At 61.4% G+C, this 14954-nt stretch carries 12 protein-coding genes; 1 reads left to right on the plus strand and 11 read right to left on the minus strand.

The genetic code is table 11. The features are described from left to right. Positions 1–17: 17 nt before the first annotated feature. From VMV64_RS14710 to VMV64_RS14730, 5 genes are all read right to left on the minus strand, one after another. Positions 18–320 (minus strand): hypothetical protein, encoded by a 303-nt coding sequence (locus VMV64_RS14710; RefSeq protein ID WP_325331668.1) that lies wholly within the window; start codon positions 318–320, stop codon positions 18–20. Then, positions 317–2686, minus strand: coding sequence for a nitric oxide reductase activation protein NorD (locus VMV64_RS14715; protein ID WP_325331670.1), 2370 nt, complete (start codon positions 2684–2686; stop codon positions 317–319). The genes VMV64_RS14710 and VMV64_RS14715 overlap by 4 nt, the downstream gene beginning before the upstream one ends. A gap of 88 nt (positions 2687–2774) precedes the next feature. Then, a complete protein-coding gene (locus tag VMV64_RS14720; RefSeq protein ID WP_325331672.1) occupies positions 2775–3578 on the minus strand; it encodes a CbbQ/NirQ/NorQ/GpvN family protein in 804 nt (267 codons plus the stop codon). Between the two features lie 139 nt (positions 3579–3717). Continuing rightward, positions 3718–4074 (minus strand): ribulose bisphosphate carboxylase small subunit, encoded by a 357-nt coding sequence (locus tag VMV64_RS14725; protein WP_325331674.1) that lies wholly within the window; start codon positions 4072–4074, stop codon positions 3718–3720. A 98-nt stretch (positions 4075–4172) separates the two neighbouring features. Then, on the minus strand, positions 4173–5594 hold the full coding sequence (locus VMV64_RS14730) for a form I ribulose bisphosphate carboxylase large subunit (protein ID WP_325331676.1): 1422 nt from the start codon (positions 5592–5594) through the stop codon (positions 4173–4175). Between the two features lie 167 nt (positions 5595–5761). Between VMV64_RS14730 and VMV64_RS14735 the strand changes: the two genes are divergently transcribed. After that, a complete protein-coding gene (locus VMV64_RS14735; protein WP_325331678.1) occupies positions 5762–6727 on the plus strand; it encodes a LysR family transcriptional regulator in 966 nt (321 codons plus the stop codon). A gap of 129 nt (positions 6728–6856) precedes the next feature. On the opposite strand, the gene VMV64_RS14740 is transcribed toward VMV64_RS14735, so the two are convergent. From VMV64_RS14740 to VMV64_RS14765, 6 genes are all read right to left on the minus strand, one after another. Continuing rightward, the gene (locus VMV64_RS14740; protein ID WP_325331680.1) at positions 6857–8296 is read right to left on the minus strand and encodes a catalase; all 1440 of its coding nucleotides are present in this window, start codon (positions 8294–8296) and stop codon (positions 6857–6859) included. A 174-nt stretch (positions 8297–8470) separates the two neighbouring features. Continuing rightward, the gene (locus VMV64_RS14745; protein WP_325331682.1) at positions 8471–8797 is read right to left on the minus strand and encodes a P-II family nitrogen regulator; all 327 of its coding nucleotides are present in this window, start codon (positions 8795–8797) and stop codon (positions 8471–8473) included. Positions 8798–8812: 15 nt separating this feature from the next. Beyond that, positions 8813–11914, minus strand: a complete 3102-nt coding sequence (locus tag VMV64_RS14750; protein WP_325331684.1) for an efflux RND transporter permease subunit — start codon at positions 11912–11914, stop codon at positions 8813–8815. A 180-nt stretch (positions 11915–12094) separates the two neighbouring features. After that, positions 12095–13243 (minus strand): efflux RND transporter periplasmic adaptor subunit, encoded by a 1149-nt coding sequence (locus VMV64_RS14755; protein ID WP_325331686.1) that lies wholly within the window; start codon positions 13241–13243, stop codon positions 12095–12097. Beyond that, positions 13240–14505: a TolC family protein gene (locus VMV64_RS14760; protein ID WP_325331688.1), complete on the minus strand. Its 1266-nt coding sequence runs from the start codon at positions 14503–14505 to the stop codon at positions 13240–13242. Before VMV64_RS14760 ends, VMV64_RS14755 begins: the two co-directional genes overlap by 4 nt. Positions 14506–14596: 91 nt before the next feature. After that, positions 14597–14954, minus strand: a 358-nt coding sequence (locus VMV64_RS14765; protein ID WP_325331690.1) for a M48 family metalloprotease, incomplete at its 5' end; no start/stop codon positions are given.

The following is a 14954-nucleotide window of genomic DNA, read 5'->3' on the forward strand; positions in this document are numbered from 1 at the left end:
GGTAGGCTGTCGTTCCCTTATTCGTCCTCGCCCAGTTCCGGGTCCCATCCCTCGTCACGGGCGGTCGTGATGGCCTGGGCATAAAACCGGGCGTGCCGCTCACGCAGCTCTTCCGGCAGACGGCTGGGCAGATGGGCGTAGGGCTCCCAGGCAGCATAAACCTGCTCGTATAGGTTCTGCATGCGCGCGGAATCCCAGCCCGCGCAGGTTTCCGTTTCGGGCAGAATGTCGAATACCCATGCATCGCGCACCATGCGCCCGAGGTGGGTCAGGCCCGCGTTAGTATCCTGATCGATACCGACATAAGTTTGTACTGTCATCGTGTAAGCCCTGCATAAAGTACCGGCAATTTCTCCGGCAGGCGTTCCACATGGTCCACGACCATGTAGTTCTTGGCCCCGAAAATCCGGGAGACGTATTGATCCGCTCTCGGGTCGAGCGACATGCAGAAAGTGGTCACGCCGGAACGTGCCATCTCCTCCACCGCTTTCTTGGTATCGAAACGCAGATACTGCGGGTCGCGCACGTCCACGTCCGCAGGTTCGCCGTCGGTGATCACCAGCAGCAGCTTCTTGGCCGATTTCTGCAATTTCAGATAATGCCCGGCATGGCGAATGGCCGCACCCATGCGCGTCGATAGCTGGCCGCTCATGCCTGCCAGGCGCGATTTCGGGAGCTCATTATAAGACTGATCGAAGTCCTTGAAACGGAAATATTCGACGTTGTGGCGCCCGTCCGAGCAGAAACCGTGAATCGCGAAGGGGTCGCCGATCTTGTGGATCGCATCCGCCAGTAGCACGGTGGCCTGGCGCTGCAAGTCCAGTACGCTGTAGTCCTGCCCGCTGACTATTTCGTTGGTGGATTCCGATAGGTCCAGCAGTACCATCACCGAAATGTCGCGCACCTTGCGCACCGAACGCATCATGATGCGCGGGTCGGGCTGTTGCCCCATGCGGATGTCGATCATGGCGCGGATGGCGGCGTTGACGTCCACCTCGTCGCCGTCCTCCAGCTTGCGGATGCGCGTCACGCCTTGGGGTTGCAGGGCGTCGAGCAAGAATTTGAGGCGGCCGATGGTGCGCTTGTGCTGGGAGGTGATATCGTCGATGAGTTGCAGATCGCCAGCTTTCGGGCGCTTTTCCAGCACCGTGGCCCAGGCCGGACGTTCGAGCTGGATCTGGTAATCCCATTCCGAGTAATGAAAGGGCTCGGAAATCGGCTCCTTGCCTTCCAGTTCGTTGAAGGATTTGCCCATGTCTTCATAGGGGAAGAGCTCCGTGCCCAGCACCCAGATTTCTTCCGCATCGTCGCCGGCGTTCTCGACGTCGATTTCGTTGGCGAACTCCATCAGGCTGACGTGCTTGCGCACCTGTTTGGGGGCTTCGTACCCTGCCGCAATGGCCTTGTCGAAATCGAATTCTTCGAACTCCCAGAAATAGCGGTTGTCATCGCGGTACGGTGCGGTGAGCAGGTCGCTGCGCGGATTGAAGGCAATGCGCTTGCTGATGAATTCATGCGCCAGCTGCACGCCGATGTCCCAGGAAACCTGGTTGGTGTCGAGGCGTTCCGCAGCCTGCTTGAACAGCACCCGCCCCTGGGCGATCCACGGGTCGTTGTCCCGGTAGCCGTCATCCAGCAGCGCGCGCGCCAGGCGGTTGAGATAATCCCCCGCCGACTTGCCCTGGTCTGATGCTATCGTGTGCAAAGCTGCCCACAGGTGTTTGAGGCCGGGGAACTTGCGCACCGCCAGGGTTTCCACCCGGGCATCCTCGATCACGCTGATCACGGCCATCTGGAAGGGATTGAGCGCCTCGGCCGAGATCGGGTCGCGGGTATAGACGATATGGGCGGCGCTATGGGCGGCAGCGGCACGGTACATCTCCAGGCCCGGCAGCTTGTTCCCCTCTCCCCCTCCCCCTCCCTCGGAGGGGGAGGGGTGAATAAAATCGTCGTAGGCGTCGGGCAGGTGAATGAAATAGCCCTCCACATAGGGCCGGTAGCCTTCGCGCGTTTCGAAGTCGCCTGATGTCGGCTTCATGAAGAAATCCCGCGCCCACAAGGCGCGCAGATACATGTTGATGCGACGCTGGACGTCGATGAACAACGTGCCCTTGCGCTCCTTCTGGAGCATGGCCAACGATTCCTTGGATTGCAGGCTGAAGTAGCTGGCCTGCTCCGGATAGTTGGTGCGATGGGCATGGGCGCCCCACAGCGCCCAGCGGCGCAAGCCGCCCAGGGTCAGCTGGCTGAACAGCATTTCCAGATTTTCCAGCATCGGGCGCACGCCGCGCGGCGCTTGCGACAGCAGGGTATTGAGGAATTGCAGGTAGGAGCGGAACAGAGTCTCGTCGCCGAGGCGATTGGCGGCCGTGGGTGCAGTGCTGAGGACCAGTTCGATCACTGCCCCCGAGGTTTTGGAGGCCAGCTCAAGTGCGGTCTGCACCAGATCCGGCACGGCATCCTCGCCGATTTCCTTGGCCACCAGCGGCGCATGGTCGATCCAGGTGGCGACCAGACCATCGCCCTTGCCCAGGCTTTTCAGCGCGGCGGCGCCCTTGAGATAATTATCCAGGCCGCGCGCGCTGAACACCTTGGCCGCTTCCACCCACGCGGAACGCAGGCTTTCCTGCAATTCCGGGGAAAGCGAGTCGATCAGTTCCTGATAGTCTTCGAGATTGATAGCCATGGCAAACCCCTGTGATGGGTGATGGGGAATGGGTGATGTGTCAAAACCGCGAGGTTCGACCCATTACCCATCGCCATTTACCTAATTACTAGAAAAATGTCGTTACTGCCGCATCGAGTGCATCGCGCATGTCGGGATCGTCGGTGATCGGGCGCACCAGGGCCACGCGGCAGGCCTTGACCGGATCGACGCCGGTGGCGATGAGGCTGCCGGCGTAAATCAGCATGCGCGTCGAGATGCCCTCGTCCAGCCCGTGCCCCTTGAGGTTGCGGGCGCGTTCGGCGATGGAAACCAGTTTGCCGGCCACCTCCGCATTGACGCCGGTTTCATGGGCGACGATCTCGGTTTCGATGGCGTGCTCGGGATAGTTGAAATCCAGACCGCCGAAACGCTGCTTGGTGGACTGCTTCAAATCCTTCATCAGGCTCTGGTAGCCGGGGTTGTAGGAAATCACCAGCTGGAAATCGGGATGGGCGTGAACCAGCTCGCCTTTCTTCTCCAGGGGCAGGGTGCGACGGTGGTCGGTCAGAGGGTGGATCACCACGGTGGTGTCCTGGCGCGCCTCCACCACTTCGTCCAGATAGCAGATGGCGCCTTCCCGGGCGGCAATGGCGAGGGGGCCGTCCTGCCAGCGGGTGCCGCTGGCGTCGAGCAGGAAGCGGCCCACCAGGTCGCTGGCGGTCATGTCCTCGTTGCAGGCCACGGTGATCAGCGGCTTGCCCAGCTTCCAGGCCATGTATTCGACGAAGCGGGACTTGCCGCAGCCGGTGGGGCCTTTCAGCATCATCGGCATGCGCACGCTGTAGGCGGCTTCGTACAGCTCCACCTCGTCCGAGACGGGGCGGTAGTAGGGTTCTTTCTCGATACGGTACTGCTTGATGATGTCGCTCATGGTCACGCTCCTTAAGGGTGGGAGAGGAAACAAACCGATAAACACCCATGGGTATTCATGAGATTGTGCCCTGCCTGGGTGAAACCCCCCGCGCCTTACGGCGCTGGGGCCATTACTACTTTCTCAACCGCGTCGTTACTTAAACCGTCTTGCCGCGGAAAATCACCATGGCCGCGCCCTGTGACTGGTTGAAGTTGTTGTAACCAATCAGACGCACGTGGTTGTTGGGGTTGGCCTTGTGACAGGCTTCCGCTTCAGCCAGCACCTTGTTCACGTCGGTTTCGCCGAACATCGGCAGTTTCCACATGTACCAGTAGGAATCCATCAGGTATTCCGGCTCAGTATGCTCGATGGCGGGGTTCCAGCCTTTGGAAACCAGGTATTCCACCTGCGTCTTGATCTCGTCTGCGGTCATGGCCGGCAGGTAGGAGAAGGTCTCGAACTTGCGGCTGGCAGGATCGCTAACGCGCGATTTGTAATCCATTACTTCACTCATGATTTGCTCCTTGTATCACGTTAGGGGTGAGGCGGGAGGCGTGAGGCGGGTTAGCTTTTTCGCCTCCCCCATTACCCCTCACTCCTCACCGCAATTCATTACTTGTGAGCCACGTCCAGCTTGTCGACGGTATCGAACTCGAACTTGATCTCTTTCCATGTTTCCATGGCGATCTTCAGTTCCGGGCTGCTGGCTGCCGCCTTGGTCAGGATATCCTTGCCTTCCTTCTCGATATCACGACCCTGGTTACGCGCTGCCACGCTGGCTTCCAGTGCCACGCGGTTGGCCGCTGCGCCAGCTGCGTTACCCCAGGGGTGACCCAGCGTACCGCCGCCGAACTGCAGCACCGAGTCGTCGCCGAAGATGCTCACCAGTGCGGGCATGTGCCACACGTGGATACCGCCGGAGGCGACCGGCATCACGCCCGGCATGGAGCCCCAGTCCTGATCGAAGAAGATGCCGCGTGAACGGTCTTCCTTGACGAACTCGTCGCGCATGATGTCGACCCAGCCCAGCGTCGCTTCACGGTCGCCTTCCAGCTTGCCCACCACGGTACCGGAGTGCAGGTGGTCGCCGCCGGACAGACGCAAACACTTGGTCAGCACGCGGAAGTGAATGCCGTGGTGCGGGTTGCGGTCCATCACTGCGTGCATGGCGCGGTGGATGTGCAGCAACATGCCGTTGTCACGGCACCAGTTGGCCAGGCCGGTGTTGGCGGTAAAGCCGCCGGTGAGGAAGTCGTGCATGATGATCGGTGCGCCGATTTCCTTGGCGAACTCGGCACGCTTGTACATCTCTTCCGGGGTCGGAGCGGTCACGTTCAGGTAGTGACCCTTGCGCTCGCCGGTTTCGCGCTGAGCTTTCATTGTGGCTTCATGCACGAACTCGAAACGATCGCGCCAACGCATGAAGGGCTGGCTGTTGACGTTCTCGTCGTCCTTGGTGAAGTCCAGGCCACCGCGCAGGCATTCGTAAACGGCACGACCATAGTTCTTGGCGGACAGACCCAGCTTGGGCTTGATGGTGCAGCCCAGCAGCGGACGGCCATACTTGTTCATCTTGTCGCGTTCGACCTGAATACCCTGGGGCGGTCCACCGCAGGTCTTGACGTAAGCGATCGGGAAGCGCACGTCTTCCAGACGCAGGGCGCGCAGGGCCTTGAAGCCGAACACGTTGCCCACCAGCGAGGTCAGCACGTTGACGATGGAACCCTCTTCGAACAGGTCGATCGGGTAAGCCACGAAAGCGTAGAAGCAGGTATCATCGCCAGGCACGTCTTCAATAGCGTATGCACGGCCCTTGTAGTAATCCAGATCGGTCAGCAGATCGGTCCACACCGTGGTCCAGGTACCGGTGGAAGATTCGGCAGCCACAGCAGCGGCGACTTCTTCACGAGGCACACCAGGCTGCGGGGTGATTTTGAAACAGGCAAGGATGTCGGTATCCAGTGGAGTATATTCCGGCGTCCAGTAGGTTTGCCGGTATTCTTTTACACCGGCGTTGTAGGTCTTGACTGCCATTGCAAGCTCCTTGATTTCAGGTTAAAACGTATGCTTTCCGGCATGGAAAGCTTGTGGCTCGTTAGAGCGTGGTGTAACTATAAACACGTTAGATCATAAATAATAATTGTATTTTTAAAGGTTAATCATAGATAATTATCTATGTTAACTTCTTCAAGGAAACGGCAATGAAACATGCCTCTTTGCGTCAGCTCAAGGTTTTCGAATCGGTCGCACGCAACCTCAGCTTCACCCGCGCCGCCGAAGAACTGCACCTGACCCAGCCGACCGTCTCCATCCAGCTCAAGCAGCTGAATGATATTGTCGGGTTGCCCTTGCTGGAACAGATCGGCAAGCGCATTCATTTGACCGATGCCGGGTGCGAACTGCTCAAGGTCTGCCACGACATTTTCGAGGGCTTGTCCCGCTTCGAGATGCTGGTGTCGGACATGAAGGGGGTGAAAGCGGGCAAGCTGCGCCTGGCGGTGATCACTACCGCCAAGTATTTCGTGCCGCGCCTGCTCGGGCCGTTCTGCCAGCGCTATCCCGGCATCGACGTGTCGCTCAAGGTGACCAACCGCGAGCGGGTGTTGCAGCGCATGGCCGACAACGAGGACGACCTGTACGTGCTCGGGCAACCGCCGGAACACATGGAGGTCGAGCTCGAACCCTTCCTGGAAAATCCGCTGGTGGTGCTGGCCGCGCGCAGCCACCCCCTGACGGCGGAGAAAAATATTCCGCTATCGCGTCTGGTGGAGGAGCCGTTCCTGATGCGCGAGGCGGGCTCCGGCACCCGCCTCGCCACCGAGCGTTTTTTCGGCGAGCGCGGGCTGAAACTCAAGGTCAGGATGGAACTCGGCAGCAACGAGGCGATCAAGCAGGCGGTGGCCGGCGGGCTGGGCATCGCCGTGCTGTCGGCGCACACCCTCGCGCTGGAGCGCAGCAGCGACGAGCTGGCCTTACTCGATGTCGAGGGCTTCCCGATCCGCCGCCACTGGTACGTGGCCTATCCCAAGGACAAGCAGCCGTCGGTGGTTGCGCTGGCCTTTCTCGACTTCCTGCGCGAGGAGAGCAAATACTTGGGCGAGCATTATTTGCAGGGGATTCCGGGCTTCCCCGCCCTGCCGCGCAAAAAGAGCAGAAAGGCTGGATAAGGAGCCCCTCGCGGTTTTTGTGGAAGCTTGGGGCCGGCGAAATCCATCAGATGGGTGCGGTTTTCTGGAGAGCCAAAAGAAACCGGTGGCAACTTGCTTGCCACCGGTATAAGACGCCGAGCTTAGTAATTACTTACTGATGCCCAGTGCCTTGGCTACGCCGGCACCGTATACCGGGTCGGCCTTGCTGCAGTTTTCGATATGGCGCAACTGGACTTCACGCGGAGCGCCGCCAACGGAGCGCGCGGTGTTCTCGAACAGCACCTGTTGCTGCGCCGGCGTCATCAGGCGGAACAGGGCGCGCGGCTGGGAATAGTAGTCGTCATCCTCGCGGTGATTCCAGTGATCGGCGGCGCCTTCCATGGACAGCGGCGGTTCGGAAAAATCGGGCTGCTCCTGCCACTGGCCGTAACTGTTCGGCTCGTAGCCTATGGTGCTGCCATGATTACCGTCAACCCGCATAGCGCCATCACGGTGATAGCTATGGAACGGGCAGCGTGGCGCATTCACCGGTATCTGGCCATGGTTTACCCCAAGACGGTAGCGTTGCGCATCGCCGTAGGAGAACAGCCGCGCCTGCAACATCTTGTCTGGTGAGAAGCTGATGCCGGGCACGACATTGGCGGGGTTGAAAGCGGCCTGTTCCACCTCGGCATGGTAATTTTCCGGGTTGCGGTTCAGTTCCAGAACGCCCACCTCGATCAGCGGATAATCCTTCTTTGGCCAGATTTTGGTGAGATCGAAGGGGTGATACGGCACCTTGGCGGCATCCTTTTCCGGCATGATTTGAACGTGCATGGTCCAGCGCGGATAGTCCTTGTTCTCGATCGCTTCGTACAGGTCGCGTTGGCTGCTCTCGCGGTCGTTGGCGATAATCTGCGCGGATTCCTCGTCGGTCAGGTTCTTGATGCCCTGCTGGGTGACGAAGTGAAACTTGACCCAATAGCGCTCGTTACTGGCGCTAATAAAACTGAAGGTATGGCTGCCGAAGCCGTGCATGTGGCGATATGAAGCGGGAATGCCGCGATCGCTCATCACGATGGTCACCTGATGCAGCGCTTCCGGCAGCAGGGTCCAGAAGTCCCAGTTGTTCTTGGCGCTGCGCATGTTGGTGCGAGGATCCCGCTTTACCGCGTGGTTGAGATCCGGGAATTTGAGTGGGTCGCGCAGAAAGAAGACCGGCGTATTGTTGCCCACCAGATCCCAGTTGCCCTCTTCAGTGTAGAACTTGACCGCAAAGCCGCGGATGTCACGCTCGGCGTCAGCCGCGCCACGTTCTCCGGCCACGGTGGAAAAACGCACAAAGAGGTCTGTTTTCTTGCCGACCTGGGAGAATATTTTGGCGCGGGTGTATTGGGTGATGTCGTGCGTTACCGTGAAACTGCCATAGGCTGCCGAACCCTTGGCGTGCATACGTCGCTCGGGGATCACCTCGCGATCGAAGTGGGCAAGCTTTTCCAGCAGCCAGACATCCTGGAGCAGCATGGGGCCACGGGGGCCGGCGGTCATCACATTCTGGTTGTCGGGTACGGGCGCGCCGCCGGCGGTGGTAAGTTTTTTCGTGCTCATGACTTATCTCCTTGGGTTGTTAAACAAGCTACGATGCTACGATGCTTAGTGTATGGAGCAATAGCAAACACCTCCAATTGTTTAAACCAATGCCGTTGATTATCATAGACTATCAATGGATGGCGAAAACAGGTTCAGCCGGCAACACTGGATTCCAGATACCCCAACCCGCGCTCAGCCCTCAGCCTGGCACAGACGGAGGAACTCGCCCACCTCCGTCACCCATAGCACGCCGTCCCCCGTCTGACCGGTATGGGCGTTGTGGTGAATGATACGCAGGATGTCGGGCACCATCTCGTCGGGCGCAACGATTTCGATGCGTACCTTTTTCGTGAAGTCGGTGAGTTCCTCCTTCAACGTGTCGTGCTGTTCCGCCCCCACGTGGGCGCTGCATCCTTCGACATGGGATATGCTCATGCCGGGAAAGCCGGACAGGTGACGGAAGGCGTCGCGGATTTTATGCAGCCGGGTCGGCCGCACGATGGCTTTGATCTCTTTCATGCATATCTCCTTGTTTCAGGCCTCGACAGGTTTTTCTTCAAACCATTTATACAGGGTGGGCAGCACCACCAGGGTGAGCAAGGTGGACGTAATCAGTCCGCCGATCACCACGATGGCGAGCGGACGCTGCACCTCCGACCCCGGCCCGCTGGCGAAGAGCATGGGGATCAGACCCAGCATCGCCACCGTTGCGGTCATCAGCACCGGGCGGAAGCGCTGCTTGCAGCCCTGCACCACGGCGGCGGCCTGGCTCATGCCCTCGTCGCGCAGACTGCGGATATAGGATACCAGCACCACGCCGTTCAGCACCGCAATCCCCCACAGGGCGATGAAGCCCACCGAGGCCGGCACCGACAGGTATTCGCCGGTGAGGAACAGGGCCACCACGCCGCCGATCGAGGCGAAGGGCAGCACCAGGATGATGAGGGCGGCGTAGCGCAGGGAGCCGAAGAGCAGGAACAGCAGGAAGAAAATCGCCGCGATGGTCACCGGCACGATGATGGTCAAATGGCCCATCGCCCGTTCCATGTTCTGGAACTGGCCGCCCCACTCCAGGTAATAACCCTCCGGCAGCTTGATCTTGCTGTCCACTGACTGCTGCAACTCGGCGACGAAACTGCCGAGGTCGCGGTCCTTCACGTTCACCCCCACCACGATGCGGCGCTTGGCCTTTTCACGGCTGATCTGGGCCGGTCCGTCCACGACGCGGATATTGGCCAGATTTTCCAGCGCCACCAGGGCGCCGTTGGGAGAGCTGACGAGCAGGCCGCGGATCGTCTCCACGTCGCCGCGGAATTTCTCCGGCAGGCGCACCACCGCGCCGAAGCGGCGCTCGCCCTCGTAGATCTCGGTGGCTGTCCGGCCGCCGATGGATGCCTCGATCACGTCGTGGATGTCCGACACGTTGAGGCCGTGGCGGGCGATGGCCTGGCGGTCGATCTCGATGGACAGATACTGCTGGCCGGTCACCCGCTCCACCTTCATATCCTGCGCCCCCTTGACGGCAGCGGCTACCTTGGCGATGGCGTCGGCCTTCTGCTTGAGGAGGTCCATGTCGTCGCCGAACAGCTTGATCGCCACATCGGAGCGCACCCCCGTGACCATCTCGTCCACCCGGTCGGAAATCGGCTGCGCCATGACAATCTGCACCCCCGGCAGGGTCATCAGTTTCTCCCTGATGCCGGCGGCGATGTCGTCCTGGGTCCAGCCCTTGGGCCACTCGCTGCGCGGCTTGAGGCTGACAATGGGGGTGGACTCGTTCTGCCCCTGCGAATCGGCAGGGCTTTCGCCGCGCCCGACGCCGGAGACGGCGGACTTCACCCCCGGCACCTGCATCACCAGGCGCATCGCTTCCATTTCCAGCTTGATGGATTCCTCCAGCGAGATGTTGGGCACGCGGTTGATGCCGGGCACGATCGAGCCTTCCTTCATCTCGGGAATGAAGGCCGTGCCGAGGAATGGCAGCAGCAGGATGGCGCCGACGAACACCCCGGCTGCGGCCAGGATGGTCTTCTTGCCGTTGGCCAGCGTCCAGTCGAGCAAACGCAGGTAGGGCTTCTTGGCCATGGCCACCAGGTGGGTGTCGTGCTCGTCCTTGCCCACCAGCAGGTAGGAGCACAGCACCGGAGTGAGAGTGAGCGCCAGGACCAGCGAGACGAACAGCGCGATGGCGATGGTGAAGGCGAGCGGGGCGAACATCTTGCCCTCCATGCCTTGCAGGGTCATCAGCGGCAGGAACACCAGGATGATGATGGAAACGCCGAAGATAACCGGCGTGCCCACTTCCGTCGCGGCATCCAGCACCACCCGTACCCGGCTTAGCCCCTTATCCTTGTTCTCGGCCAGACGCTGGAAGGTGTTCTCCACCACCACCACCGAGCCGTCCACGATCAGGCCGGTGGCGATGGCCAGGCCGCCCAGGGACATCAGGTTGGCGGACAGGCCGTAATGGTTCATCACCATGAAGGTGATAAGCGGCGTCAATATCAGGGACGCGACCACCACCAGGGACGAACGCACGTCGCCGAGGAACAGGAACAGCACAATGATCACCAGCACCACGCCCTCGATCAGCACCTTCACCACGGTGTCGAGCGCGGCATCAACCAGCTCGCTGCGGTCATAATAGGGGGCGATCTTGAGGCCGTCGGGGAGCATGCCCTTGTCGTTGATCTCCGCAACCCGTTCCTTGATGCGCGACACCACCTCCTTGGCGTTGCCGGCACGGATCATCATGACGATGCCGCCCACCGATTCGGTGACGCCGTTCTTCAGCAGCGCGCCGTAGCGCACCTCGTGGCCGATGGTGACTTCGGCCACGTCGCGCACCAGCACCGGCACCCCGTCCTGCTCCTTGAGCACGATGCTGCGGATGTCGTCGAGATCCTTGACCAGGCCGATGCCGCGGATCAGGTACTGCTCGGCATAGTGGGGCAGCACGCCGCCGCCGGAGTTGGCGTTGTTGCGGGCCAGCGCCTGGTAGACGTCCTGCAGCGTGACCTTGTAGTGGCGCATGCGGTCGGGGTTGACCAGCGCCTGGTACTGCTTGACGTAGCCGCCCTGGGAATTGATCTCCGCCACGCCGGGGATGCCGCGCAGCAGCGGGCGCACCACCCAGTCCTGGGCGATGCGGCGCTTGGTGAGTTCTTCCTGGCTGAGCGCCCGCTCGCCATCGTCGGGCCGCTCCAGGGTGTACTGGTACACCTCGCCCAGCCCGGTGGAGAGCGGCCCCAGCGTCGGCGCCACCCCCTGCGGCATGCGCCCGGCCACCTCGATCAGGCGCTCCATCACCAGCTGGCGCGCAAAATAGACATCGGTGGCGTCGGTGAACACCAGGGTGATCAGCGACAGGCCCGGCTTGTTCAGCGAGCGCATTTCCTCCAGCCCCGGCAGGCCGGTCATGGCCATTTCCAGCGGCACGGTGACAAAGCGTTCGACTTCCTCGGGCGAGCGACCGCGGGCCTCGGTGGCGATCTGCACCTGGACGTTGGTGACATCCGGGAATGCGTCCACCGACAGCTTGCGCGTCGCGTCCAGCCCGAACGCCACCAGGCATACCGCCACCACGGCCAGCACCAGGCGCTGCTTGAGCGCCGCGCGTATTAGGGATTCCAGCATGTTGTTTCCGTTTCTATCTGAAAAGCGATTAACCGCAAAGGCGCAAAGGCGCAAAGGAAAGCCCTGAGAGTGTCGAAACTCATCCGGCTTCCATAGGTATATTCAACCGGTTTCATACTTTGGTTTTCTCTGCGCCTTTGCGCCTCTGCGGTAAAGCTTTTGAATTGAATAAAACTGCGGTTAGCCTTCCAGTTCCTTGCGCTTGCGCTCGTTGTTGAGGTGGAACGCGCCCTCGGTGACGACGCGTTCGCCGCCTTTCAGCCCCGCCTGCACAGGGACGTATCCGTTGCTTTCCTGGCCCAATGTAACGGGACGCAACTGGAAGCGTTTATCATCCAGCTGGACGAAGACATGATCCTTGTTGTCCTCGCGCACCACGGCAGCGGCCGGAACCAGCAGGCGGCGCTGCGGGGTACCCCGGATCAGCATGGAGGCGAGCATTTCCGGCTTGAGCGTGCGCTCGGGATTTTCTACGTCCATGCGCACCGTTACCGTGCGTCTATCCGGATTGACGGTATCGGCGACGAAAATCAGCCGGCCTTCGATACGTTTTCCGTTCAATGCCGGAATCTCGGCCTGCGCTGCTTCGCCCTTCTTCACCAGAGCAGCCTGCTGTTCGGGCACCTCGGCCACCAGCCAGACATGCGACAGGTCGGCCACGGTAAAGAGTGCATCCGCCGGCTGCACCACCTGGCCGGGTGTCACTTTGCGCTCAATGACCACTCCATCCAGCGTTGCAGTGATCGAGGACAGGGAATGCACGGTGCGGCTGGAGGCGAGCTTCTGGATCGCGCTCTCGGTCATGCCCAGCACGCTGAGCTGGCCGTGTGACGCCTGCATTTCGGCTTGGGCCTGGACTAGCTCGCTTTCACGCTTCTGCAGCTCGGCAGAGCCGATTACATCGGAAGCGAACAGCAGCTTGGCGCGATCCACGGCGCGGCGCTGCAATTCCGCCTGGGACAGCGCCTTGAGGTAGGCCAGTTGGGCGGCGGACAGCTCGGTGCTATGAAGCGTGGCGAGCAGCTCTCCGCGCTTCACCCGCTGGCCGAGGGTGGCATGAATCTGGGTAACGCGCCCGGTCACGGCGGCACCGATGCGCGCCACCCGCTGCTCGTCGACTTCGATACGAGCCGGCACACGCAGTGTCTCGATTGCCTCGCCCTCGCCGGCTGGGGCGATTTTCAGGCGCTGGAGAAAGTCAGCCTGCACCGTCACCAGTGTAGGGTCGATGGGCGTTGCTGCGGCAGGAGGTGTTTCCTTGCCCTTGCATCCGCTCAACGCAGCGGCTAACAACATGGCAATAAGGATGGGGGACAACGGGCGCTTCATAATGATTCTCCTGTAATGGGGGTGGCACGCAGCCGCTCGATCTCGATCAACGCGGCCTGCAGTTCATAGCGGGCGTTGAGGAAGTCCACACGGGTCGTGCGCAGCACGCGCTGGGCGTCGAGGTAATCGAGAATGCCGCGCTCGCCGAAGCGGTAGGCCGCCTCAGCCACCTTCATGGCGTTTTCCGCTTCCTTCATCAGGCCGGATTCGAATGTCTGCACCTGGCGTTTGGCAATCTGGTAGCGGCTGTAAGCCTGATCCAGCTCCGCCAGCAAGCCAAGATGGATCTGCCGCGCTTCCGCCTCAGCCCGGTGCATAGCGGCAACGGCCTCGCCGATCGGACCCTCGCGGCGGTTCCACAGCGGCAGCGGCAGAACCACACCGACGCGCCACTGGTTCATGTCCGGATCGCGCTCGGTGCTTAACTTGATGGTGGGCTGGGGCAGGCGAGAGGCGCGTTCCTGCTCCACTCGCGCCTGGGCGCGGCGCGTCTCGGCCTCGGCCACCTTGAGCAGTGGCTGACGCGCCAGCAAATCCCGGCGCAGCTCATCCAGCTCCGGCAGGTCGGCCGCCAGCGGCGCCTCCGGAGCCACCTCGAAGTTTTCCGCCAGCGGTACGCCTATCAGTGCCCGCAGCCAGTCACGGGCCTGGGTCACGCGCAGCTCGGCACTTCTGGCGGCGCTTTCCGCGGCCAGCGCCTCGGCTTCCGACTTCACCAGCTCGTAGCGCGGGGACTCGCCGACTTCCACCTTGATTTTCACCCGATTGCGGATTTGCAGGAGCAGGGCGTGGTTTTCCGCGGCAAGGAGAGCCTCCTCCTGGCGGCGCAGCACGTCGAAGAAAGCCTGCTTCACTACACTGTGCTGGTTGAGTTGCGCATCCCCCAGTGCCGCCGCGCCGGAGACGATACCGGCTTCCGCGCCCTGCCGCCGTGCGGCGCGCAGGGAAGGCAGTTCGAATTGCTGGGACAATCCCAGCAATTCGTTGCGCCCGCTCGTACCGCCAATCTGGCGCGGACGCGAGACACCCGAGGTAAGCTCTATCTCGGGATTGGGATAGGCCAGCGCCGTGTTCAGGGCCGCCTGCGCGCCGCGTTCCTGGGCTTTTGCCGCGGCCAGCGCCGGGCTGTACTCCGCGGCGAGGCGCAAGGCTTCGTTCAGGGTGAGCGGCGCCGCATTGGCCGTGGGTGCGGCAATCACGGCAAGCACCAGCAACCAGTAGCGGGCTGGCGATAGAATCCGTCGAATAACGTGTGATGTCATGTTCAAATTTACTCAGGTTAAAGGCAACACCTCCCCTACGGCTGAAAACAGCCGCAAGGCAGTACAGGTTTCAGGGTTGGTAAGGGTAGAGCTACCGCATGGGTCGCTGGGGTGGCATGTATTCGTTAAGGTGCCTGAGCATCGCGATGCGCTCTTCCAGCGGCGGATGGGTCATGAACAGGCGCTTCAAGCCAGAACTCACCCTGCCGGAAATGCCGAAGGCGGCCATCTTCTCCGGCAACGGCGCGGGCTCGTGCTGGGCCTTGAGGCGCTCCAGCGCGGCGATCATGGCCCCCTTTCCGGCCAGTGCCGCGCCGCCCGAGTCGGCGATGAACTCGCGCCGGCGCGAGAACCACATGACGATGATCGAGGCGAGGATGCCCAGCACCATCTCGGCGATGATCATGGTGACGAAGAACGCCGGGCCGGTTCCCCGCTCGGTCTTGAAC

Source organism: Sulfuricella sp., assembly GCF_035531155.1.
In the GTDB taxonomy this organism is placed as follows: Bacteria; Pseudomonadota; Gammaproteobacteria; order Burkholderiales; family Sulfuricellaceae; genus Sulfuricella.